Source organism: Hyphomicrobium sp. (assembly GCF_047600905.1).
Taxonomy (GTDB): Bacteria; Pseudomonadota; Alphaproteobacteria; order Rhizobiales; family Hyphomicrobiaceae; genus Hyphomicrobium_B.
The window spans coordinates 3261178-3285387 of the sequence record NZ_JASGKD010000001.1 but is presented as its reverse complement, the minus strand read 5'-3'; the positions used below and the strand labels follow the sequence as shown (position 1 = coordinate 3285387).

Sequence of the window (24210 nt, the reverse complement as noted above, 5' to 3'; positions counted from 1 at the left end):
AGGGAGCCAAAGCCACTCGACGGGGGCGCTAGCGAATAATTCCGAGGCTGGGAAGCATCAACTTCCCGGCCTCTTTCATTTCAAAGGATCAAACACGAATGGCACTAATCGACGTGCTGGCCAAGCTGGCCGAAATGCACGGAACGACGCTTGAAGACGAAATAGCCAAGCACAACGCCTACATTGAGCAGCGTATTGCCAGTGGCGATTTGCACCCTGAACTATCCGCAGAAGAGCGTCAGGCGCGGACGAAGGCCGTTAAGCGCCGCGCCTTAGACAAAGTGAAAGCCAAGCGTGCCGCGCTAAGAGCATCGAAGCTGAAGCCTACAACTGAAGAAATCGCGGCGAAGGCGTTAGAGAGAAAGGAAAGACGAAAAGCAAGCGCCCGTAGGCATCGAGTGCGAGCGCGGGACGCGTTGCGTGCTGTTCGTGAGAAGACTGGTCGTGCGCGCGGCGGCGGACCACAGGAGGGCGTGCCAGTGTCTGAGCATCGAGTGCTTACGGCGGAAGAGAAGAGGGCGCGTAAGAACGCGGTCGATAGAAGTTATAGGTTGGCTACGAGGGATGCGTTGCGAGAGATGCGCAGCCTGGTGTCGCGACCAGTAGGTCCTTGGAAGCGGGCGGTTGATAGGGCGCGGAAGAACGAGTAGGAGGGCACGGCAGGCAGCTCTTGATTTGTCGGAAAAAATGCTATATATTTCTGACAAGATACTGTCAATTTGGATTTCATAAGTGACTGGTATAAATCATAAAATACTGAAAATTGTAAGAGGTAGTGGTCGTGGAAATAATGTGTACTCTGCGAAGGACTTCTTGCACCTTGCTTCACGCGCGTCAATTGACCAGGCACTTTCACGTTTAGCTAAGGCAGGCAAACTCCGTCGGGTAGGAAGAGGGCTGTACGATTTGCCTCGCTCCAATCCACTCCTGAAGCGCCCCTCGCCTGCTAAAACAAGCGCGGTAGTTGATGCCGTTGCACGGCGCCACGGATTGAAGATCGCTCCCGATAATATCGCCGCCGCCAACGGTCTTGGCCTAACAAACGCGGTACCGGCTCGGCCCGTATATGTTACCGATGGACCTTCACGAAGCATCGCAATTGATGGGGGAAAAATCCGTCTAAATAGGGCGAGCACGTATCTTCGCCCTTGGTTGGGCAGCCCCGGACAGCATATCGTACAAACCCTACTTTGGTTGGGCAAAGACTTGGGGTCGTCGCCGGACACAATAGCGGCTTTACGAGCGCGACTTCCAAAAAAAGTGAAAAGAGATTTGGCGCAAAAGAAGGCGTACCTACCAGACTGGGCAATTCGTGTGGTCAATGCGGTGATAGCGGATGCGGAAGAGGGAGTACGAACGGTTCCAAGCCCAAAGCGCTGACGACAGACGCGGTGTCTTTACGGAGACGGCCCGACGGATCGGAATATCCGACTTCCTCGCGGAGAAGGATTATTGGGTATGCCGCGTCATAGACTTGGTTATGAAGGAACCTCCTTGGGCACCCAAGAGATTTTTCAAAGGCGGGACGTCCTTATCGAAGGGCTTTGGAATAATCGAGAGATTTTCTGAGGATATCGATATTGTATTCAACAGGCACACATTGAAGTGCGATGAAGGCATCGCTTTTAAGGGCGACTTCGACCCCGCCGATCCGGAAGTAGTGTTTCTGGGAAACGACGGAAGACCCTCGCAAAAGAAGCGAGAGCAGAGGTTCGAGAAGCTGCAAGACGCTTGCGGCAGATTTATATCCGGACCTATGAAGGACAAGCTCAGTCGAGCGTTGCCCGAATGCCGAGTTGTTACGTCCTGTGAGGAACCTCAGACACTTTTCGTCAGGTATCCCTCTCTATTTGTCGAGGCCAATCTCGACGCTCAAGAAGACGATGAACACGGCTACTTCTTGCCGCGCGTGAAAATCGAGGGAGGTGCGCGATCTGCTCAGTCCCCCTCGGTCGAGCGACCGGTCGTTCCGTACGTCCAACACGAACTCGGAAATGGGCTGAACTTGGAGATCAGCAACGTCACGATGATATCGCCCGCACGAACGTTCTTGGAGAAGATCGCGATAGTACATGGCCACAACTGTCGTTTTAGAGACGACGCTCGCGTCCCTGGCGATAGAAACCGCCTATCGAGACATTACTCGGATTTGGCAAGATTGAGCCTCCATCCCATGGGACGACGCGCCATGAGAAATGCCGAGCTGTTAGATGACGTACGGGAACATGATAAACTTGCATTTCGAAGCGCATGGCGCAAACACGATGAGCTTCATCATGGACGTCTTCAAATCATGCCCGCCAATGAAGTACGCCAAGTGCTCGAGCAAGATTACGCGCGAATGCAGGACATGATGTACGGGGATAGGCAGGATTTTAATTGGGTAATGGACCGCCTTCGTGAAATCGACACCGTAATGAACCGTCGAGATTAAAAATTTCTCATCGGTTCTCGCGCTCGGTGAATGATTGCTGATAGTGAATGGAGAACTAACTTCGGGGCCCCTGAACAGTTGGCAAAAACAACTTATCCAGAAGAACAAGTTGCACAGTGGGACGCGCTTCTGCGGAGCGATTTGGAGACGCTTTTTCGACTTATTGTGCGCCATCAGGAGGCACTTGACGAAGGCAGCATACGCGCTGCTTCACCTATTCTGCGACGTTGGCTTATCGAGGGCTTACTGGACAAGTTCTGTCGTGCGGTAAGCCGTGTTCCTAAACTACCTGCCTTGAACAACGAACACGTTGTTAGCGCTTTACAGAATGCGCCGGACGTAACCATCTTCTTAACGGGTGGGGTACGTTTCAATGGCGCGGAGATGTCCGGGATTTATTCTTCAAGTTCGCCGTTCAATGGTAAGTTGCGGGTACCGGCTCATACGATGAAGTTCGAACTCTTCAAACTTGGCGCCTTCAAAAGGCAAAAGCGGATATATTTTTCGGGACGCTTTTTCACCTGCGAAGAAATCATAAAGTTTGTTGCTAACAAACTTGGCGGCGTCCACTTCGATGCAGAGCGCGACGAAACTCACAAAGCGATGGAAGCAGCGGCGGATGCCATGACGTTTGGCGGGCCACCCAACAATGTGGTTAGAGGCAAAATCGGGCAGATGCACTTAATGGTCGAGCCCTCGTCAATAGAGCCGCTTAATGCTTTCCACATTGAAATTATTGCGGCGGCGGCTTCGCTTCTGTGTCTCCACTTAGACGGCAAACAGCTCATCGAGTTCAACGTCAGCAAAACACTTACTTCGCGCATTTCTAACTACTTGGGCCTTAATCAAAAAGCGTTTCGTCGCTCCGTAAACTTGATTGAGCGCTCGAAGTAGTCGAGTGCGTGAGTAAGCGCTGTCAGCTGCCAACGAGGCATTACCCCAGACGCGCCGCAGTGCCGAATGAAAACCGTTCCCCATACAGAGCGTTCAACATTGCGTGCGCAAAACGTCTGCGGCACGATGCAACAAATAGGCTCACCAAGCCGACGTTACCGCGAGGGTCACCTCTCACGACTTCAACCCAGAACTGAGGTCGATAACGGACTAAGTCAGAAAGAATGAACATGCCGGCGTAATCTGCAATTGGCCGGGGAACATATCTACGTTTTTTCCCGTCTGACAAGTTCAGTGCCGGTCCCACAATATACCTGCCGCCAACATCGGGGTGCTCGAAGCCCAAATATGCTGGACTTTTTAATAGATGATTTCGGCTCGTCACAGTGATGGCTTGATCATGGAGAAGCGCCGGGGAAATTTCGAAATCCGGTTCGATGAAAGCGAAGATTTTTTTAAATTCGTCCACTGATCTTGTTGAGGGGTACATCACGATCTTTACCGGATCATCCGAGACGGTGGAGCTGTATAATGGAAACGTGAGCGAACCGAAATTATTCATTCTGTTGTATGCGACGGCAAGTTCCGCGTCGGTCTTAAGAATATCGTCGAACGTAAAGACATCTCCCACCGCAATGTTTTGCACGCCATATAAACCTGCTAAGCGCGTGAATACACCGCTATTGGCAGATGCGTACTCGTCCGAGAGCGTCCACTTATCGGGAGTTTCCTTATATAACTTCAGATCCCCAGAGCGAGGCCGACTATCGAGCCCGTGATATTTCAAATCGAGTAGCGATATCTCGTCGTTCCAGGCTAATATGGCGGCTTTCGACAAAGTGAGCATGCCGTAGTAGAGAGGAAGAGGCCGGGTCGCCAACGAAGCGACTTCTGCCGATCTGTAGTACTCCTCCGCTTGAACAATCAGATAGGCGATGTCGCGCGATCTTCTACCCGCAAGTTCACTTGAAAAGACATTCTCGCCACCACGAGCGCCACTATTCCCCGTCAAGATGTTCTCCACCGCAGCGGGTTGTTGGAGAACTCGCAACAGGTCCCAGATCGCCTGTTCCGGGTTTGCGGTCCAAATATGTGGCAACCGTCGCGTCGGAGACTGAAAGAACGTGCCGCGCATCAATAGGCTCGCGAATTTCGGGTGAATTGGAAATTATCACGACGTCCACCTATGTTATCGGTCGTCATGCGGCCGTTCCACTTTGTTGGCTTTTTGGCCTCTCTTGCCCAGCCGTTTGTGCCGCTCATGGAAATCGTCGAGCACCGCCGCTAGGGTCTCAGACGAGAAGTCCTCGACTTTGAGTGCACTTTCGCTCTGCCACAACGTTCCGATCAAGACTTGGCGCGCAAACCATCTTGCCAGCTCTGCGGTGTCCGCAAGATCGGGCGAAAGAGGTGAACGCTTTCCATGAGAAAGATCATTTCGCGCACCGTACAATCTCTCGATTTTTTCGTTATGTTTCTCCCAATCGCAGAAATACGCAGAGCGGTTCTTTACAGTTGAACGTATAGCCCCTGTCTTTGTTGGAAGCAGAAGTCGCTCAACTGCCATTAAATACAGCACTAGTTTTGCGGCGGCCGAAGTGTCTTCCGTCGCGAGCCCATACCAATGTAGCGCGTCCGTAAATCGAATGGCGAGTGGCGTGGGTTCTGCCACTAGAAATCGAGAGGATATTGCGACGCCAAGAATGCGTCTGAGGAAAGTACCTTCGTCGCTTTCAATCCACTTCCAATCGCCTTCGTCGAGAGGATATATCGAGGAGTGGTGAGCCACTTCTGTTTGTTCGATTTTTCCTGATGCTAATACTATGTGGGATCGAACATGACTATGACCGGCCGCACCCGCGACTAGCAGCCGATTGGACTGCCGTCCTCCCAACAAGAGCCTGAGGCCTTCGACTGCTGCCGTGGTTATCTCTAGTGCGGCTTTTCGTGAGGGCGTCGGCTCCCAACCGGCAAGCGTCACTTCTGCAAGCCAGTTGAATTCCGCATAATACGTTCGAATGTCCTGACGTAAGCGCTGTCGCGTATTGTCGTTATAATTCGGATTGGTCGGCCAGTTCTGAAGCTGCCGCTCTATCTCCGGCCAACGCCAATCATAGTGGCTAAACTTAACTGGTCCTATTTCGAATGCGCTCGGATCGCTTGTGTTCACTAGCTGGCACGGAATTAAGTGCGTCAGCTCCTTTGTCCGACTGACCGAGCAAACGAGGCTAGATGCAAAGGCTGCTGATGCTTCGTCGTCTGACAATTCAACGCATCGCCTAATGAAGCGATCCACGATTTCTTCTTTGAATTGCCGAACCAGAGGTTCAACTTCGAGTTTGCCTGCGTAGCGGCCGTTCGCGACCTGGCTTTCGACAAACTCCCGTAGTCTCCGTTCGGCGTTCGGACCGATGCATAGCGCGCCGTAACCGTCACCTTTTGGATCTGGAATTGAATGCAACCCGTCCAGTGGTCGCTCAAGTCCTGTTCGAAAATCGCCTCGTGCAAATTGCTCTTGAAATCGCGCGGCTTCCGTAAACACGAAAGAGACGACTTCACTCGATGATAGCCCGGTCATAGTTCGTCGTCGCCAGAGGCCGGGTTTACACCATGCCGTTTCCCAAACTCGACAAACGATTTCAGGATCGACGGTATGCAGCAAAACGAGAAGAAGAAGCAAATTTCCTCTAGTTCTTTCCCATCCAGCGTTACTCGATCCCCTCTTTCGTAGACCTTTTCGCGGCGAACACGCTTCCCGACAATCTTAGTCGGTTCTGGCAACACCTTATCTATAAGTTCTGCGTATGGAGTAATCGCACCGCTTCCCTCTCCGACACCAAACACGTCGAAGGCTTCCCAACTGACAACGAACTTATTCTCGGCATTCAGCGGCTTGTCTGTGACCGTTTGAAAATTATGGTCAATGATGTTTCGCAGCTTATAGAGTTGAGTTATCTGTTCCTCGAACTTAGTCTCTATTTTGAAACGCGCACGTAGGTCCTGAAACTTGGCGGCTAAACCCGGGTTTTCGAAGTGGTTCCGCTGCAAAGTTGCCGGATCACCTAGGTACTTCAGCAGGTCGCGAGTTTGCAGAACGATCATTGCCTCGTGATGCAGTCGCGCGAGCAACAAGCCATAGTGCTCCAAGATCTCTCGCAAACCGCACGCGACTATCCAATCGGCAAATGTAGCTTTGAATTGTTCGATACGCGCGTCGTCGACCGGACCAATTATCTTATAGCCGATGGTCTTCGCGTATCGAGGTATCTCGGTGAGCTGGTATTCTTTGAAGTCGGGCCGATTAGCCGCGTTCAGACCGAGCCCCATGAAAATAGCGGCACGGCGAATGCCGGTATGCCCAAGGTCGGCAATTTGCTTCAAGTCGATATGATGAGTGAGAGGTTTGGCCATCGGCAGCCCTACCCAAACGTGAACGTAAAACTCTGCCCGCCAAACGTGCCTGTGCCAGTTCCTTGCGAACCCGTCGAAACGAATTGGAATGGACCGGACCTACCATCGTCGCAGTTGAAGACGCCGCTGCCTTGTCGTGGCGTGACGTAGACGAAGTTCCCTTTGCAGGTCGTCCCTTTGCTCGTTTTAATTTCGAGAGTGCCGGCACCGTTCGTGTAGCCAGTCGCTGTTCCGGTCATCGTCTCTTTGCCGCCATCCACGACACCTTGAACTGGCAGCGTCATCGAACATGCAGAGAGAAACAGTGCGGCGGCAGCAATCGAAGAATTGCGAATGAAGGGCATCGGCTGAAATCCATTCGAGGTTATTCGGCCAAGTGACGGGCGTGCAGTTGTTCAATCAAGCGCGGTCGCGGTTTTATCCACGGCGGAGTATATTGGGGGTCCACGGAATTGAGAGGGACAGGCGATGAGGCTGAATGGCTGGCAGCGATTAGGAATTGTCGCGACTGTGATTTGGGCGGTTGCCGCGTACTTCACCAGCATGAACACCAGCTTGAAATTTGCGGGTGGCCTTTCGAACCTGGATTATCAACTCTGTGTTCAGGAGAAGGTTCGAAAGCAAGAAGACACTGCTTCGTGCGGACCAAAATCGCATGTGGTCTTCGATAGGATGATGGAAGGTAGCGTTGGCAATGCGATCGGATGGGCGCTAATTCCCGTTCCCTTCGCTTGGCTGGTCGCTTACGTGATTGTTTGGGTTGGACGGTGGATAGGACGAGGCTTTCAGCGCGCGTAGGCATTCGTTGTTGATACATCGAACTAAATCACTGAAATAGATTTTGTCCGGAAATCGCGCCCCATGTCAGACAACCAATAACAATAATCACGGGTCCTGGCTGGCGTTTTGGTCCCCACCCCCCGCCACCAATTGCATTTCAACCCGGGTGGTGGCCGCCTTATAGCAGTGCGCGCACCATCTCGGCATCTCGCGGGGGCTACTGCCGGGGACGACGGCGCTGTTCGTCGAGCAATTCACGCCAGGCTTTCAGGTCCCGCGACAGCCATCCACGTGCACGCTCTCCAATGCGTAGCGGTGGTGGGAACGTGCCGGCCGAGACCATGCGATTGATGGTACTCTTCGACAGGCCAGTCAGGCGCACAACTTCGACAGGGCGCACCACGGTATCGTCGGGCGGCAGCTCCGGAAGCTTGGCCAGCGGAACCGCCTCACTGACGTCGGCTTCGTCATTCGAAGGCGGAAAAGCATCGAAGACTTGAACCCAGCGCTCAACCAGGCAACCGAACTCGCGATCCGTCAGCTTCTTGCCGCTGGTGCTCTTCCCGGTCTTCCACATTCGAATAAGGTCATGCGGACTGGCATCGCGGAAGTAGTCGGCGTTGGGCATCCGTTCGACGTCTTCGCGTTGCGCCTTCCACTGGTCAGCAAGCGCTTTCGCCTCTTCCAATGTGACCCGCCGCATCGGTGCCCCCGCCTATCGTTGAGCGGCGAGCATCGGTGATTTGCGGCGGTTCCAGAAGAGGGCGCAGAAGGGCCACCTTTATGTGCGGAATATACCAGGCTTATACCAGGGAGCGATTTCGGGGGACGAAACCCAGCTCAAGAGAAGTAAGAGCTTCCGCCAAGAAACCACTGATTTTATTGGATTAAATTCATGGTGCCGCTTGTGTGACTCGAACACACGACCCCGTCATTACGAATGACGTGCTCTACCGGCTGAGCTAAAGCGGCGTTTCTCCGTCGGGCGACGAGGCACCCCGGGAAGGCGCGAGGGATACTCTGCGCCGCTGGGAATTGCAAGGGTCGGCGCCCCAAAAGGCTCGACTGCCGCAGGCCTTGCGCGGACGGCGAGGCAAGCACCCCGTCGACCCGCCAACTAATTGACCGAGCGGTAGGTTCGCCGCGCGACAGGCTGCTCCAATTCCGGCTCGAGCGGCTCAGTTCCGGGATCGTCCGGCGCTCGGGGTGCAACGAATACCGCAGGGTCGGAGCGCGCTGTGGACGATCGCTCCTGCGGGAGTGTCTTCACCGTGGCGCTCACCCCATCGTTGGACTGAGTTGGAGATCCCGCCACGCCAATCGCGGACGGGCGCGCCGCGCCGTTTGCATTTTCCGCCGCGGGCTCCTTCGGGCCTCCCGCAGCGGCAACTGGCGCAACAGTGACTGTCACGGGCTCGACCGTCACGACGTCCGGCTCGTCCACTTTCGTTTCAGGCTGATGTGCTGGCTGCTCTTCAACCTTGCTTTCCGCATCCGCACCCTCGATCTCAGTCCTCGCGGGCGCAATGGCAATGAGTTCGTCCAGCTTTGTCGCCAGGATTTCCGTGCCGCCGGCATCCCGCGTCTCGACGGGAACGCGCCATTGGAAAGCATCGAGACGGCCATCGACCGGCGACGTCGGCTCCCAGTGATCCGAAATCACGCCGTCGGCGGTCCAGGCAGGGTCGCGCGCTGCGTTCATCGCCCGCGCCAGCCATTCGCGGACGCGTCCCTTCTCGCCGTTCTCGCCCGCTTCGATACGCGCCATCAGAAGTGCCACGCGTTGCGTAAGACGCTCGGCCAGAAGCGGCTCGAGCGCGCGCCGGGCCTCATCGTACATCCGCGCTTCGGTCGCCGTGGTTGCTACCGCGATCGGGCTTTCGATCGAATGCGGATTGAGGGCGGCGAGCTGGCGCACGCGATCGAGCCTATCGCGCGTGCTGTCGCCGACGCGGGCGTGGGCATAGACCATCGCAAGATCGGGATGCGGCGACTTCGTCCACGTCTTCTGGATGACCTTCGCGGCCTTGGACGTGTTTCCGCGCGACGCCAGAATTCGCCCGGCGAGGACGGCCGCCGGCACGAGATCGGGAGCCAGCGCATGCGCTTCGAGCGCCCAGCCAAGCGCCTTGTCCGGACTATCCTCTTCCGCCCCGATCGCCTTGGCAGTCAACAGCACCGCGCGCTTGCGATCGGCAATAGCCTTCGGCAGGTGGCCGCCTTTTCGCGCGTGATCGAGAGTCGCCAACGCCCCCGACCAGTCTTTTTGCTTGCACTGTTGATCGAAGAGAGCCGTCGACGACCACTCGAGCTTCGGATTGGCCTTGAGCGCACGGGCGGCGAATTGCCGGGCGGCTTCGCCGGCGCCCTCGTGCTGCGCTTCGAGAAACAGATGTCTGAGCCCGAGCTGCTCTGTTTCGGGCGACGCGAGCATCGCTTCGTAAATCCGTCTTGCCGCCGCCCGGTCGCCCGAAAGCTCTGCCGACTGCGCGCGCAGAAGCTGCGTCAAAGGCTCATGCGGTAACGCTTTGCGCGCCTGCAGCGCATAGCGTGCGGCGAGCGCGCTGTCGCCCGCGCCGATCGCGATCATGCCGCTCGAGAGTGCGTCGAGGCCCTTGCGCTGGCGTTGCCGCGCCAGCCGATTTCCGAGCGCGGCCGGGCTGTTCCAAAGCGTGCGGAACACCGACCACAGAAAGATCAAGGAAGCGACCGCCGCAGCCAACATGACAATGGCGCGAAAAACCGACGTCTCGATATCGTAACCCTGCCAGACGATTTGCAGCGTGCCGGGCCTGTCGGCAAGCCACGCGAGGCCTGAGGCGATAAGGGCGATCGTTAGCAGATAGACGACGAGGCGCACCATGACGCTTTACCTTTATCGATTATGGCTGCGGCTTTGCCGATGGCTGAGCAACGCCCGCAATCGACGTCTTCAGTTGCGAATTGAGGTTGGCGAGGGCGTCATCGACGCTGACGCGCGCAGAGACCTTGTCTAGAAACGGCTGCATCGCATCGTGCGCTTTGGGCGAAAGATCCTTGGCTTCCGACAGAACGTCGGCAAGACGCCCATCCGCCAGCGCGACCTGCATGCGCCCGACGACCGCCTCCGTGCTCTTGTCATCGGCCTTGAGATCGATGCGGCGCACCCTCACGACCGATTTCGCGCCTGCCCACAGCCGATCGACGACGCCGGCGTTTTCCGATTCTGAATCTGCATCGATGGCGCGATCAGCGGCGGTACGAAACTGCTGTGTCAGCTCCGCGAGAGTCGGAACGCCCGATTCCTGCAGCTTTTCGAGCGCCGATAGATCGAGTTGCGGACCGGCGATTTTTTTAACCTCCGCAAGCTGCGCCGAGAAATTCTGTCCACTGTCGAGCGCTCGCTGCAAGTTCTGCAGTTCGAGCGCAAGGACGATCCGTTGCGCGCTCTCTTTGCGCAGAGCGTCGCTCTGAACCACATCCTGCACGCTCTTTTCGAGCGCCGCCGTCTTCTCCTCGACCGGGCGCACGGCGGCGGTGATATCGGCGGGCTTGGCCGCGGCGGTGCTGAGGCCCTCCAGCGCGGTCTTCAGACTTTGTAGCTGATCCTGCGTCACCTTAAGATCGGCGGCGATGTGATCGGCTGTCGTTTTGACCGCGTCGATCTCGGTCCCGACTCGCACATTGTCGGTCTTGAGGCCGGCGACATCCTTGTCGATCCGCTGCGTCCCGGCCCGCGCCGTTTCGCTCACTTCCGTCGCTGATTGAATGCGGCCGTCGACGTCCTTAGCGACATTGGTCCGAAGCTCTGTGAGCTGCGTGGCGAGACTGGTCTGAAGATCGGAGACTTTACCGATCAAGGCTGCAAGCTGCTCGCTATGCGTTCCGTTGGGATCATTGACGCCGGCGTCCGCCATTGCCTTGAGCCGGTCTTCGACTTTGCCGAGGCGCTCGATGAGTTGCGTCGAACCTGCATCGGATGCGGCAGCTGCCAATGCCGCCTTCGTTTCCGCGACGAGACGCGCCTGACTCTCGATCAGCGAAGGAATTTTCTGCGCCGCGTTTTCAAGATTCGAGATGCGCGATTGGATTTCGCTGAGATCCGGCGCAGGCGGCACTTTTTGGTCGTTCTTCTCAACCATGGCGAGACGCTGCGAGAGGTTCGCGATCTGATCTTCCGCGCCCTCCTCCACACCAAGCTGCGGCAATGCCCAGATCGCCGCCCCGAATGCCAGCGCACCGCCGACGATGCCGGCAGCGAGATGGCTGAAAAAGCCGCCCGCCTTTTTCGCCGGTATGGTCTTCGGCGCATCGTCGTCGAAACCAGACCGGGCTGATGAGGCCGCTGCGGCGGGCCTTTCACTTTTAGCGGATGTCCCGGCCGCCGCACTTGCAGAACTCTTCGCTTCGCCTGCCGTTTCGGCATAGGACCGCGCCGCTGCCGGACGCGGAACATCGCCCGCCGCCGCGCTCGAGCTTTCCGTCTGCGAACCTTTGACCGGCGTCACCTTGATTTCGGTCGCCTTGAGATCGATCGTGGCATAGGGCCGCTTGCCGGCGCCACCGTTCGATCCTGCACCCGATTTTTCGTCTGCCATCGGCGCCTAATCCTTCTTACGAAACTCGATATGCCATTCAGTCCCGTTCCAACCATCCGGGTGTTTCAGGCGAAATTTATGTTTTGAGAGAGCTTTCCCGCCGAGGCTGCCAGCCGGCCTGTGTTACTCCGCTTTCCAACCTGCCGCGAGACGTTTTACCAGCGCAAGCATTTCCTCGACATTGGGATGCGACGGGACCAGAACCTTACCGGCTTTTGCTGACGGGCCCAAGGCCCCCCGTACACGCTCGGATAGACACACGTATATGACCCCGGAAAGTTGTACCGGCGGCATGATTTCGGCGGTAAGACTTGACCAGATTTTTGCCGTCCGCGGCGACATCAGCGTGATGACATCAATGCCGCCCGTTTGCAGCTCTTTGATGACCGCAGCGGGTAATGTGTCGGCGGCGATCGAGCGATAAGCGAGAACGGACACGACGTTAACGCCACTTTCGGCCAAGGCGGCCGCGAGGTCGTACGCAATCTCGTCGCCTCTGAGATAGATCAAACGTCCGCCAGCGGGGGCGCCCTTGGCGACGACGGGAACGAGGCCTTCGGCTCGCCCGTTCGTCCCCTCGACAATCTGCGTGAACCCTATCCGGCGCGCCTCAGCCGCCGTCCCGGGACCGACCACGTACAATGGCAGTGTCATCGCCGACGGCAATGCCGGCGACTTGGCGAGCGCCGCCAGCGCATTCCGGCTCGTGACGACGATCCCGGTCGCCCCGCTTAGAGCGTCCAGCGAAATATCGTTTGCCAATGTCTCGATCAGCGGCGCGATGCTGACACGGCAGCCCAGAGCTTCCAGGCTCGTCTTGAACGGCCCGGCATCTTGAACAGGACGCGTAACAAGAACGTGCATCAGGCGTTCGAACGAACAAGAAGCGCGGCGTCGGCCTTGCCCAGGATTTCATCGGCTGCCGAAAGCCCGAGCGCTCGAGCATCTTCGACGCTGCCGCTGCGGGCGACATCGTAGCACTTGGCGCCATCCGGCGAGAGGAGCTGCCCGCGGAAATGGACCTTGGTCCCGTCGATCGTCGCGTGCCCCGCGATCGGTGTCCGGCAGGAGCCTTCGAGCCGCGCCAGGAATGCCCTCTCTGCGGCGACGGCGAATGCCGTCTTCGCGTCGTTCAAAGCGGAGACGATCGGCGTGATCGTTTCATCGCCGTCCCGGATTTCGAGCCCGATCACGCCTTGCGCCACGGCCGGCAGCATTTGTTCGGCTGAAACCGGCGACGTGATCCGCTCTTGCAGGCCAAGCCTTTTGAGACCGGCGACAGCAAGAAACGTCGCCTCAGCGACGCCGTCTTCGAGCTTGCGCAACCGCGTCTGCACATTGCCGCGAAAATCGACGACGCGAAGATCGGGGCGTGCGTGTAGCACCTGCGCCTTCCGCCGCAACGACGACGTCCCGACGACTGCGCCTTTGGGAAGTCCATCGAACGACCGGTGCCGCAGCGAAATGAACGCGTCACGCGGATCTTCGCGCGGCAGCACCGCCCCGATGACGAGGCCGTCCGGCAACACGGTCTGCATGTCCTTCATCGAATGGACCGCGACGTCGATCTCGTTGGCGAGCAGCGCTTCCTCGATTTCCTTCGTAAACAGACCCTTGCCGCCAATCTCCGAGAGCGGCCGGTCGAGAACGCGGTCACCCGTCGTCTTGATGACGTTGACCGTTACCGCCTCTGCGCTAAAGCCATGGGCGGCGATCAACCTGTCCTTCACCTCATGCGCCTGGGCGAGGGCCAAGGGTGAACCTCGGGTCCCGATGCGGATAGCTTGCAAAAAGGTTTCTCCGGATGCTAGGCGGGGGCCGTCGGGCCCGGGTGCCGGTAATTCGGGCGACAGGTATGCTCCAAAGAGGCGCGGATTCCAACCTCGCGCCGATAACTTCCTGAACAGATGACCGAGCTTTCCGATATTGCATCTTCCGACGCGCTTGTTCTCGGCATCGAGACGAGCTGCGACGAGACCGCCGTGGCCGTCGTCGCCCGCAATTCGGCGGGCCGCGGGCGGATCCTTGCCAACGTCGTCCTTTCGCAGTTCGACAAGCACGCGATCTATGGCGGCGTCGTCCCCGAGATCGCCGCTCGCGCACACGCCGAAAGCCTCGATTATCTCATCAAGGCCGCTCTCAATCAGGCCGGCGTCAGCCTGCCTGACCTATCAGGCATCGCCGCGGCGACGGGACCCGGCCTCATCGGCGGCTTGATCGTCGGCGCCACCACGGCCAAAGCCTTGGCGCTCGCGACCAAACGTCCTTTTCTCGCCATCAACCATCTCGAAGCGCACGCCCTGACGGTCGGCCTGACGGAGAATGTCCGCCCGCCTTATCTGATGCTGCTCGTGTCCGGCGGCCATACGCAATTGCTGCTGGTCGAAGACGTCGGCCGCTATCGCCGCCTCGCCACCACGATCGATGATGCCTTGGGCGAAGCCTTCGACAAAACCGCAAAGCTGCTCGGGCTGCCGATGCCCGGCGGACCGTCGGTCGAAAAGGCGGCGCTCGCCGGCAACGGCGCGCGTTTCGATTTGCCCCGGCCGATGAAAGGCCGCGAAGACCCGCACTTTTCCTTCGCCGGATTGAAAACGGCCGTCCGCCACGCCGCGATGCAGAACGCGCCGTTGGCCGCGACGGATATCGACGACCTTTGCGCGTCGTTCCAGGCCGCGGTTTGCGACAGCGTCAGCGATCGCGTCGAACGAGCCATGCGCGCGGTCTTGCCACTCTTTCCCGATGCCGGCCATCGCCCGTTCGTCGTTGCCGGCGGCGTCGCTGCGAACAAGGCGCTCCGCTCAACTCTTGTAAAGGTCGCCACCGCACATGATTTCACATTCTACGCGCCACCCTTCGAGCTTTGCGGCGACAACGGCGTCATGATTGCCTGGGCCGGCGCCGAACGATTGGCTCGTGGGCTTGCCGATCCGCTCGACGCGCCCGCACGGCCGCGCTGGCCGCTCGATGCGGAGGCACCCAAAGCTGCGGGCGCCGGCGTCAAGGCCTAGTACGCAGAAGTCAAATTGCCGTGCTAGATTGAATTCGACATTGTCTTCGGGGGCGCTTTTGCAAATTCGTTCTGTCAGTGTTGTCGGCGGCGGCGCCTGGGGAACGGCGCTCGCTCAAACATTGTCGCACGGCGGCATAGACGTCACCCTGTGGGCGCGCGAGTCGGAAGTTGTCGACGATATCAACGCTCGTCACGTCAATCGCACCTTCTTGCCGGGCGTCGATCTCAATCCTGCCATTCGCGCCACCGGCGATCTCACAGCCGTCGCGACCGCCGACACAATTCTTGCGGTCGTCCCCGCTCAGCATCTTCGCGATATCATGGCGACGCTGGCAAAAAAAATCGCGCCCGACACGCCCGTCATCATATGCGCCAAAGGCATCGAGCAAGCGACGGGCCGGTTCATGGGCGACGTTCTCGAGGAAGTTGCGCCCCACGTTCTGCGCGTCGTGCTCTCAGGCCCGAGCTTCGCGGCCGATGTGGCCCGCGGCCTTCCTTCCGCTCTGACGCTTGCCTGCCGCAACGAGACGGTCGGCCGGAATCTTACCACCGCCCTGTCGTCCCGTCAGATGAGGCTTTATTGGTCGAGCGACGTGCTCGGTGCCGAGCTTGGCGGCGCCGTCAAGAATGTCCTCGCCATCGCCGCCGGCATCGTCGAAGGCCGCGGCCTCGGTGCCAGTGCGCATGCCGCCTTGGTGACCCGTGGCTTCGCCGAATTGCGCCGCTTTGGCGAAGCCATGGGAGCGCGTCCTGAAACGCTGCTGGGTTTGTCCGGATTGGGCGACCTCATCCTGACCTGCGGCAGCCCTCAATCGCGCAACATGTCCCTGGGTCGTGCCCTTGGAGAAGGCCGCGCACTTTCAGACATTCTGGGCGCGCGTGCCGCCGTCACGGAGGGCGTCTATACGTGCAAGGCGCTCGTCCGGCTGGCTCACGACAACGGCGTCGATATGCCGATCGCCAAAGCCGTCAACGGCATCATCGAAGGCCGCCTGACGGTCGAAGAAGCCATTACGGCGCTGATGCAGCGGCCTTTGAAAGCTGAAGATTGAGTGCCGCCCGATCGACTTTCCAAACGTGATAGATGGAATGTGGGTTGGAAAGCGTTGCGGGCGTAAGAAAGCTCGGCGCCTTTCCGTTGATCAGATCGGCTTTGAGCGTGCCTTTCCACTCCGGATCTTTCAGCATCGGCTTGTCGAGCCCGTCGCAGATCGCCACGTAGTCGACGTCCTGCTGCTTCAGCAAGCCCGCGGCCGTTCTCGCATCGTGTGCCGAAAAAATTTCATGGTTGGCAATGATCGCATTGGCGATCCGATGATACGGCGCCGCCAACGCCCTGAGCGGCGTGTTGACGGCAATGAAGGCGCCGACATCGATATGCGACGCGATGATCCCCGGCGACAAACCGGCGAGGTCATGAATGTTCTCGGGCTTGGAGCACGCACGAGCATCCTCGATCGCTTCGGCGGTCTCGACGTTCGGCGCGCCCAGCAGTGCGTTAACGCCACCCGACATCCAGGCGAGCGTCGATTGGTTGAGCAGGACGATGGCGCCGAGCTTCACCGTCGCGGCGCTGATCTCCCCGATCGAACCGAGCCCGCTGAAAACGATCGCCACGGGCGCAAGGCTCAAAAACGACGCATACGACATGAATTTGTATTGCCAGCACGCAAGCCCGATAAACGTCACGAGCGACGCCAGCAGAAATAAATCCGCCGCCCGCCAGCGATCTCTCAGCCGGTAAACCTGTGCTGCGATGGCAATGCTGAAGAAAATCAGCAATCCAAACGATTGCTCCAATTTCCGATGAACGAGATCGTCGACGAAGCTTGCGTTCTCAGCGACTTTATTGAGCCAGATCTCAAGCACCAACGGCGGCAGCTGACCCTTAGGGCCGGCAAGGCATTTCGGCTCCAGCATGCCGTAAATGGCGATACCGATGGCTCCGCAAGCGGCGATCGCACCAATTCGCGCGGCAAGTGGCCAGCCTTTTCCAGGGCCAAGCGCGACCAGAAATCCTGTGACGCCCGAACCAATGAGCGCCACCATGTTGAGTGAGATTGCATCGCAGCGGATATCCATCCATCGCGACGGCGGGATTGTCGCAAAGAATGCCGCCGTGAACGTCAGCGCCAGTGCAATCGCAAATGCTGCAGCGCTCTTCTCCGCTTGACGATCGAACAGAGCCCACGCCGCCACGAAGGTGCTGAGCGCAACGGCAGGAGCCAGCGCTTCATATCCCACCGCCAAGGCAAGACCGAGCAACAGTCCCGCAACCCGCCACACCTCGATACGGCAAGGATAGGCCCACATCAGCAATGCGGCGGAAACCGTGGCAGCGATCATGACGTTGTGATGATCGATGCGCCCGACTGCGAATTGATACCAGGCAAGCGGCGTCAAGGCCACGAAGAGGATGGACAGACGGCCGGCCGTTTCACCGCCGACCTTTGCGGTCGCCCTGAACAACACCCACATCAGCGCGCCGAGCAGTGAAAGCGGCCAGACGATGTGCGTCAACCGCTCGGCGTCATCGAGCGGCATGACAAGATTGAATGTCGCAATCAGCGTCGCAAGTGGAAGATCAACGAGCCGCGACCAATGCGACAGCATTCCGGCATCGCCGCCGACTTTCATCGTCGTGGTATCGAACCAATGCCACGAAGCCATCAGTTCGCGAACTTGAATGAGGCGCGTCGCGTCGTCCGGATCGCCGAAAAAGCCGTAGACCCCGACGCCGCCCACATACCAGCTGCGGACGCCGACATAGCTTAGCGCGAGCAGCCACCACGCCCAGTTCGGAATGTCGCGAATGCGGGCAATGCCCTGCCGTTCGGCCGAAGCTTTCAGTGTGGCGGAATGCATGCGTTGGTCCCTGGGAAAGCCCGCAGTTTATCCAAGCGCAATTAGGGGACCGTAAACTTTGGTTGGCCGATCACAAAAAAGAGTGCGCGATTTCATCCGAGGCTTTCGTCGAATTATTCGCAAATATCAGCTTTTGTTTACCCATAATCCCTAGTCTGACACCTGAGGTGCACTGAGCTCGTGATATCGGCCGCGCCGGAAACCGTTTGTTTATCTGTTCGCAAGCGTAGGCGTAGGCGTACCACATGTCCCACAGCGAAGTGTTTGTCATCGGCGCAGGCCCGGCCGGCCTCACCGCGTCCTACCTTCTGACAAAGCAAGGCATCTCGACGACGGTCATCGAAGCAGATCCGCGCTACGTCGGCGGCATCAGCAGAACCGTCAACTACAAGGATTTTCTGTTCGACATCGGTGGCCATCGCTTCTTTTCGAAGTCGAAAGAGGTCGTCGATCTGTGGAAGGAAATCCTGCCTCAGGATTTCATCAGCCGTCCGCGCATGAGCCGCATCTACTATGACGGCAAATACTATTCCTATCCGCTGAAAGCCTTCGAAGCACTCGGCAACCTCGGCGTCGTCGAGAGCGCAATGTGCGTGCTTTCGTTCATGTACAAGCAGGCTTTCCCGAACGAGAAGCCGGAAACATTCCACGAATGGGTCTCCAACCAGTTCGGCGAGCGCCTGTTCTCGATCTTCTTCAAGACCTACACTGAGAAGGTGTGGGGAATGAGCTGCGATGAGATCTCGGCCGATTGGGCCGCCCAGCGCATCAAGGGTCTCGACCTCTGGTCGGCGATGGCGAATGCCCTGCGCAATTCGGTCAAGCCCAAGGGCGTTAAAGATGGCACCTCCGCCCATGACGGCGAGGTCATCAAGACACTGATCGACAGCTTCCAATACCCCCGCAAGGGCCCGGGCATGATGTGGGATGCCGCCGCCGCGAAAACACGCGCTCAGGGCGGCAAGATCCACATGGGCACCGAACTTTCAAGCCTCGCCTACGACAAGAAACAGAACCTCTGGACCATCAAGGCGCACACGCCCTCCGGCGATACCGCAACGTTTACCGCACGCCATGTCATCTCGTCAGCGCCGATCCGCGAACTGATGCACTCTTTCGCCGACAAGCCGTCGAGCCTCGCCGCCGCTGATGCCTTGCGCTATCGCGACTTCATCACGGTCTCGCTCATCGTCAAGAAGCCCGACCTTTTCCCGGACAACTGGATCTACATTCACGAACCGAGCGTGAAGGTTGGCCGCATCCAGAATTTCCGCTCTTGGTCGCCGGAAATGGTGCCCGACAGCAACCTCGCCTGCCTTGGTCTTGAATATTTCTGCTTCGAGGGCGACGGACTTTGGGCTGCCGCCGACAGCGATCTCCTCGCGCTCGCCCGCAAAGAGCTGGCGATCATCGGCCTCGCATCGGAAGACGAGTGCATCGACGGCTGCGTCGTCCGTCAGAAGAAGGCCTATCCGGTTTACGACGACGGCTACAAGCGCAACGTCGAAGCCATTCGCTCCGAGCTTGTCGAAAAATATCCGACGCTGCATCTCGTCGGCCGCAACGGCATGCACAAGTACAACAACCAGGATCACGCGATGATGACCTCGATGTTGACGGTCAAGAACATCGCTGCTGGCGAAATGCTCTACGACATCTGGAACGTCAACGAGGACGCCGAATATCACGAGGCAGGTGACTCGGGCGCCGAGGAAGCGTTGAAGAGCGTCCGCATGGTCCCGACCAGGCTTCGCAAAGCGAGCTGATTGAATGGCACTCGCAACGACCAATGAGGCAACGATAGCAAGCGGCGCTTGCCCAGGCACCGCAGCGTTCGTGCCGCAGCTTTCACGTTATTCCGTAGTCAGCGTCATCGCGCTTGCCACGGACTTTGGCGTCTACCTGTCGCTCTGCGCATTGGCCGTTAACGCTCCGGTAGCAGGTGTTATCGGATACGCTGTCGGCATGATCGCCCACTACGCATTGTCGTCCGCTTTCGTCTTCGACGTCGCCCACGCGCGCAAGTCCGCGCCGCGCCGATTGGCCGAATTCGCGGGCTCCGGTTTGCTTGGGCTCGTCCTCACCGGCTTTATCATCGCGGCGCTCACAACGCATTTTGCCGCATCGGCAATTTTCGCCAAGGCAATCGCCGTCGTCGTCAGTTTCCTCGCCGTTTTTTTGCTGCGCCGCTGGATCGTGTTCGCGCCGGCGTCAAATGCAAACGAATTGGAAACCCTGCACGTTTACGCAAAATCAGTGTCTTCCGACTAACATTGGCTTTCACGGCCATACGGGACAACGCTCACCGTACGGCAACTAGATTTTCAAGGTTGTGTCGCGTCCGGACCTCCGTACCCCCAGGGTGCGGAGGTTCTGCGTTTTGCACGCTTGAGGTCGTCTGCGTTCCACGCTACGCACGTCTGTCTCGTGGAATGCTCACTCTCATGCAAACTTGGCTGTTCAAATCCGAGCCTGACGTTTTCTCCTGGAGCGACCTTGTGGCGCGCGGGCCAAAAGGGGAAGCTTGGGATGGTGTCCGCAATTACCAAGCCCGCAACAACATGCGGGCGATGAAGGTCGGCGACCTTGGCTTCTTCTACCATTCCAATGAAGGCAAGGAGATCGTCGGAATCATGCGCGTGATTGCGCTCGCGCATCCCGAAGCGAAAGATCAAACCGGCAAATGGGAATGCGTCGACGTTGCGTCCGTCACGCCGGTCCCGACGCCCGTCAGCCTCGACGCGGTGAAGGCGAACCCCCATCTCGCGCGCATGGTTCTCGTTAACAATTCGCGTTTGTCCGTGCAGCCCGTTGCCCCGGACGAATGGAAGGAAATCTGCAAAATGGGCGGCGTCGACTTAAAGAAGCTTAAGGGCACATGACCTCGGGCAGGCTCGATCCCTCCGACCCTCGCGACGCCAAGCGCTTCATCCTCGAAAATACCAAGGCGATCGCGCCGCCGCTGGTGCCGGAGATCACGCTGCGGCTGGCAGAAGAATCCCTCCCGATATGGCAAAAGACCGAGGATGAGTTGGGCGAGCTGAATGTCCCGCCCCCCTACTGGGCTTTTGCCTGGGCGGGCGGCCAGGCCGTGAGCCGCTACCTTCTCGATAACCCCAATGCCTGCGCAGGCCTCCCGGTCCTAGACCTCGGCGCCGGCTCGGGAATTTCCGCAATCGCGGCCGCGATGACAGGCGCCGCCCAAGTTCTCGCAGCCGATATCGACCGGCTGGCGCTCGCGGCCTGTTCGATCAATGCCGCGGCCAACGCCGTGACACTGGAAACGACTGATAGCGATCTCCTGTCGTCGCCCCCTCCCCGATCAGGCGTCGTCATCGTAGGCGACCTCTTCTACGAGCGCGAGCTTGCCGACCGGGTCCTGCGCTTTATCGATAGGTCTAAAGAACAAGGTTGCTCGGTCTACATCGGCGATCCGCGCCGTAGTTACTTTCCGCAAGGAAAGTTTATGCCGCTGGTCGAATATCAGGTACCGGTCACCCGCGAACTTGAGGACTTCGAGATCAAGCGGACGACGGTCTGGCGTGGCTGAAGAAGCCGCGCCGCAGTGCGAGATTGATCCTGGTCATTTTGCCGGCAACCCCCATCCCTCCACGATCGAATATGTTGTGGAGCGCGGCGCGTCGCCGCATAATACGAAGAAATGGCTGCAACGTAGACGGCCAAACGGAGGAGCGCTCGATGTCGGATAAGGTTTATTCGGTTCCCCCTGCGTGGGCGGAACGGGCATATGTCAATGCCGCCAGTTACGATGAAATGTATCGGCGCTCGGTTGAGGATCCCGAGGGCTTCTGGTCGGAAGCTGGCAAGCGCCTGCATTGGATCACGCCTTATACCCGCGCCAAGAATACGAGCTTTGCGCCAGGCCACGTCGACATTCGCTGGTTCGAAGACGGCACGCTCAACGTTTCGGCGAACTGCATCGATCGTCATGTCGAGTCGCGAGGCGACAAAGTCGCCATCATCTGGGAAGGCGACAATCCCAACGAAAGCGAGCAGATCACCTATCGCCAGCTGCACGACCGCGTGCAGCGTTTTGCCAACGTCTTGAAAAAACATGGCGTCAAGAAAGGCGACCGCGTCACCATCTATCTTCCGATGATCCCGGAAGCCGCCTATGCGATGCTGGCGTGTACGCGCATCGGCGCCATCCATTCGATCGTTTTCGGCGGCTTCTCGCCCGACAGCCTGCAGAACCGCATTGAAGATGCGGGCTCGAAGCTCATCATCACGGCCGACGAAGGCCTGCGCGGCGGCAAGCCGGTGGCTTTGAAGAAAAACGCCGACGCCGCCCTCTCCAAATGCGCGGGCGATGAAAAAGTCTTGGTTGTCCGCCGCACCGGCAATCCGGTCCCTTGGACTCCGGGGCGAGACTTCTGGCTTCACGAAGAAATCATCACGGTCCCTGCGCAATGCGAACCGGAGGAAATGGCGGCCGAAGACCCGCTGTTCATTCTCTACACGTCCGGTTCGACAGGAAAACCGAAAGGCGTGGTGCATACGACAGGCGGATACCTCGTCTACGCCTCGATGACTCACCAATACGTTTTCGACTGCCGCGACAACGATATTTATTGGTGCACCGCCGACGTCGGCTGGGTCACCGGCCACAGCTACATCGTCTACGGCCCACTTACGAACGGCGCCACGACGCTGATGTTCGAAGGCATCCCGACCTATCCGTCGGCGTCGCGCTTCTGGGACGTCGTCGACAAATGGAAAGTCTCGATCTTCTATACCGCTCCAACCGCCATCCGCTCGCTCATGGGCGCCGGCGATGCGTTGGTGAAAAAGTCGAGCCGTGCGTCGTTGCGCCTTTTGGGATCGGTTGGCGAACCGATCAATCCCGAAGCATGGGAATGGTATCATAACGTCGTCGGCGAGGGTCGCTGCCCGATCGTCGACACTTGGTGGCAGACGGAAACTGGCGGCATTCTGATTTCGCCGCTCCCCGGCGCAACCGAGCTGAAGCCCGGCTCGGCGACGAAGCCGTTCTTCGGGGTGAGACCCGCGCTGGTCGACGACAAGGGCAAAGTCCTCGACGGCGATACGCAGGGCAATCTCGTCATCCTCGACAGCTGGCCCGGCCAGTCACGCACGGTCTACGGCGACCACGATCGCTTTGTGCAGACCTATTTCTCCGCTTATCCCGGCACGTACTTCACCGGCGACGGCTGCCGCCGCGATGCAGACGGCTATTACTGGATCACCGGCCGCGTCGATGACGTCATAAACGTCTCGGGCCACCGCATGGGAACAGCCGAAGTCGAAAGCGCTCTCGTGTCCCACCCGAAGGTGGCCGAAGCCGCTGTCGTCGGCTACCCCCACGATCTCAAGGGCCAAGGGATCTATTGCTACGTTACCCTGAACTCGGGCGAGAACGGCGACGACAGCTTGAAAAAGGATCTCGTCGCCCACGTGCGCAAGGAGATCGGTCCGATCGCCTCGCCCGATCTGATCCAGTTCTCACCCGGCCTTCCCAAGACGCGCTCGGGCAAGATCATGCGGCGCATCCTGCGGAAAATCGCCGAGGATGATTTTGGCAGCCTCGGAGACACCTCGACACTCGCCGATCCGGCGGTCGTCGACGATCTGATTTCCAACCGGCAGAACCGCCGGCCGGCCTAAGGTCAGAAAAATTGCTCTACAGGGCGTCCGCGTTACGCGGCGCCCTGCTTGCCGTTGACGTCGCCGGCACCGCGACTTGCCTGACCCCGCACCAGCTGCTGATGACCATCGCGACGCTACCCTTTGCGTCGACCGTGATCGCGCCAGCCTGCCGATCGATGCTGATGGACGGTGACGCCACTGTCCCGACATGACGAGCCAAGGTCGCCACCTTGTCGAAATGGGACAAAACGATTGCTTTGATCCCTTCGTCCGTAAGCGCGGTATCGTCCATGGCTTCGAGGCCCGCCGCAGACGCCGCATTTACCGCGAGCGCAATGCCTTCGCGCATATTGACGACCCGCGCATAGTCGAGCGCAGCGCCCGTCGCAAACAGCAGCGCCACGATCATCGCGAGAAAAATAATCAGGCTCGAATGGCGTTCATTACGGTCGAAAGGTAGAACGCCAGCAATCCGACGCATCAGCATCTGTCCCTCCTTGATACATCCCCGCCGTTATTTATGCGGTTATGCAACTCGGATGCCGGACAGGCAGATAAGACACGCAGAATTTCGCGATCGACTTTGCGCCGCCCCGTTTTTCGCCTGT

At 58.6% G+C, this 24210-nt stretch carries 22 protein-coding genes and 1 tRNA gene; 11 read left to right on the top strand and 12 right to left on the bottom strand.

The genetic code is table 11. The features are described 5' to 3' along the window. The first annotated feature begins 98 nt into the window (after positions 1 to 98). From QM780_RS15820 to QM780_RS15805, 4 genes are all read left to right on the top strand, one after another. The gene (locus QM780_RS15820; protein WP_415071398.1) at positions 99 to 650 is read left to right on the top strand and encodes a hypothetical protein; all 552 of its coding nucleotides are present in this window, start codon (positions 99 to 101) and stop codon (positions 648 to 650) included. An 82-nt stretch (positions 651 to 732) separates the two neighbouring features. After that, entirely contained in the window at positions 733 to 1380 is a 648-nt protein-coding gene (locus QM780_RS15815) for a DUF6088 family protein (protein WP_415071397.1), read from the top strand. After that, positions 1337 to 2434 (top strand): nucleotidyl transferase AbiEii/AbiGii toxin family protein, encoded by a 1098-nt coding sequence (locus QM780_RS15810; RefSeq protein ID WP_415071396.1) that lies wholly within the window; start codon positions 1337 to 1339, stop codon positions 2432 to 2434. The genes QM780_RS15815 and QM780_RS15810 overlap by 44 nt, the downstream gene beginning before the upstream one ends. 30 nt (positions 2435 to 2464) lie before the next feature. Further along, positions 2465 to 3328, top strand: a complete 864-nt coding sequence (locus QM780_RS15805) for a hypothetical protein (RefSeq protein WP_415071395.1) — start codon at positions 2465 to 2467, stop codon at positions 3326 to 3328. A gap of 40 nt (positions 3329 to 3368) precedes the next feature. Here QM780_RS15805 and QM780_RS15800 read toward each other — a convergent pair whose 3' ends face one another. From QM780_RS15800 to hemC, 10 genes are all read right to left on the bottom strand, one after another. Further along, positions 3369 to 4463 (bottom strand): YaaC family protein, encoded by a 1095-nt coding sequence (locus tag QM780_RS15800; protein ID WP_415071394.1) that lies wholly within the window; start codon positions 4461 to 4463, stop codon positions 3369 to 3371. 54 nt (positions 4464 to 4517) lie between these two features. Beyond that, entirely contained in the window at positions 4518 to 5906 is a 1389-nt protein-coding gene (locus QM780_RS15795; protein WP_415071393.1) for a hypothetical protein, read from the bottom strand. Next, the gene (locus tag QM780_RS15790; RefSeq protein ID WP_415071392.1) at positions 5903 to 6739 is read right to left on the bottom strand and encodes a hypothetical protein; all 837 of its coding nucleotides are present in this window, start codon (positions 6737 to 6739) and stop codon (positions 5903 to 5905) included. Before QM780_RS15790 ends, QM780_RS15795 begins: the two co-directional genes overlap by 4 nt. Positions 6740 to 6747: 8 nt before the next feature. After that, a complete protein-coding gene (locus tag QM780_RS15785; RefSeq protein WP_415071391.1) occupies positions 6748 to 7083 on the bottom strand; it encodes a hypothetical protein in 336 nt (111 codons plus the stop codon). Between the two features lie 653 nt (positions 7084 to 7736). Further along, entirely contained in the window at positions 7737 to 8222 is a 486-nt protein-coding gene (locus tag QM780_RS15780) for a helix-turn-helix transcriptional regulator (protein ID WP_415071390.1), read from the bottom strand. Between the two features lie 193 nt (positions 8223 to 8415). Further along, positions 8416 to 8491, bottom strand: a tRNA-Thr gene (locus QM780_RS15775). A 145-nt stretch (positions 8492 to 8636) separates the two neighbouring features. Then, entirely contained in the window at positions 8637 to 10382 is a 1746-nt protein-coding gene (locus QM780_RS15770) for a heme biosynthesis protein HemY (protein ID WP_415071389.1), read from the bottom strand. A gap of 19 nt (positions 10383 to 10401) precedes the next feature. Beyond that, positions 10402 to 12096 carry a COG4223 family protein gene (locus tag QM780_RS15765; protein WP_415071388.1) on the bottom strand — a complete coding sequence of 565 codons (1695 nt, stop codon included), beginning with the start codon at positions 12094 to 12096 and terminating at the stop codon, positions 10402 to 10404. Between the two features lie 123 nt (positions 12097 to 12219). Continuing rightward, positions 12220 to 12960, bottom strand: a complete 741-nt coding sequence (locus tag QM780_RS15760) for a uroporphyrinogen-III synthase (protein WP_415071387.1) — start codon at positions 12958 to 12960, stop codon at positions 12220 to 12222. Beyond that, on the bottom strand, positions 12960 to 13886 hold the full coding sequence (hemC, locus tag QM780_RS15755; protein ID WP_415071386.1) for a hydroxymethylbilane synthase: 927 nt from the start codon (positions 13884 to 13886) through the stop codon (positions 12960 to 12962). The genes QM780_RS15760 and hemC overlap by 1 nt, the downstream gene beginning before the upstream one ends. Positions 13887 to 14003: 117 nt before the next feature. On the opposite strand from hemC, the gene tsaD reads away from it, so the two are divergent. Then, positions 14004 to 15107 (top strand): tRNA (adenosine(37)-N6)-threonylcarbamoyltransferase complex transferase subunit TsaD, encoded by a 1104-nt coding sequence (tsaD, locus tag QM780_RS15750; RefSeq protein ID WP_415071385.1) that lies wholly within the window; start codon positions 14004 to 14006, stop codon positions 15105 to 15107. A 58-nt stretch (positions 15108 to 15165) separates the two neighbouring features. Then, the gene (locus tag QM780_RS15745) at positions 15166 to 16161 is read left to right on the top strand and encodes an NAD(P)H-dependent glycerol-3-phosphate dehydrogenase (protein WP_415071384.1); all 996 of its coding nucleotides are present in this window, start codon (positions 15166 to 15168) and stop codon (positions 16159 to 16161) included. On the opposite strand, the gene QM780_RS15740 is transcribed toward QM780_RS15745, so the two are convergent. Further along, the gene (locus QM780_RS15740; protein ID WP_415071383.1) at positions 16121 to 17974 is read right to left on the bottom strand and encodes a hypothetical protein; all 1854 of its coding nucleotides are present in this window, start codon (positions 17972 to 17974) and stop codon (positions 16121 to 16123) included. The genes QM780_RS15745 and QM780_RS15740 overlap by 41 nt on opposite strands. A 245-nt stretch (positions 17975 to 18219) precedes the next feature. On the opposite strand from QM780_RS15740, the gene QM780_RS15735 reads away from it, so the two are divergent. The 5 genes from QM780_RS15735 to acs all read left to right on the top strand — a co-directional run bounded on the left by QM780_RS15735 (position 18220) and on the right by acs (position 23620). Next, the gene (locus tag QM780_RS15735) at positions 18220 to 19740 is read left to right on the top strand and encodes an NAD(P)/FAD-dependent oxidoreductase (protein ID WP_415071382.1); all 1521 of its coding nucleotides are present in this window, start codon (positions 18220 to 18222) and stop codon (positions 19738 to 19740) included. 4 nt (positions 19741 to 19744) lie between these two features. Further along, positions 19745 to 20245 (top strand): GtrA family protein, encoded by a 501-nt coding sequence (locus tag QM780_RS15730; protein ID WP_415071381.1) that lies wholly within the window; start codon positions 19745 to 19747, stop codon positions 20243 to 20245. Positions 20246 to 20418: 173 nt separating this feature from the next. Further along, on the top strand, positions 20419 to 20856 hold the full coding sequence (locus tag QM780_RS15725; RefSeq protein ID WP_415071380.1) for an EVE domain-containing protein: 438 nt from the start codon (positions 20419 to 20421) through the stop codon (positions 20854 to 20856). Then, positions 20853 to 21524 carry a class I SAM-dependent methyltransferase gene (locus tag QM780_RS15720; protein ID WP_415071379.1) on the top strand — a complete coding sequence of 224 codons (672 nt, stop codon included), beginning with the start codon at positions 20853 to 20855 and terminating at the stop codon, positions 21522 to 21524. Before QM780_RS15725 ends, QM780_RS15720 begins: the two co-directional genes overlap by 4 nt. Before the next feature lie 149 nt (positions 21525 to 21673). Next, positions 21674 to 23620: an acetate--CoA ligase gene (acs, locus tag QM780_RS15715; RefSeq protein ID WP_415071378.1), complete on the top strand. Its 1947-nt coding sequence runs from the start codon at positions 21674 to 21676 to the stop codon at positions 23618 to 23620. A gap of 16 nt (positions 23621 to 23636) precedes the next feature. Here acs and QM780_RS15710 read toward each other — a convergent pair whose 3' ends face one another. Beyond that, positions 23637 to 24089 carry a hypothetical protein gene (locus QM780_RS15710; protein ID WP_415071377.1) on the bottom strand — a complete coding sequence of 151 codons (453 nt, stop codon included), beginning with the start codon at positions 24087 to 24089 and terminating at the stop codon, positions 23637 to 23639. Between the last annotated feature and the right edge of the window lie 121 nt (positions 24090 to 24210).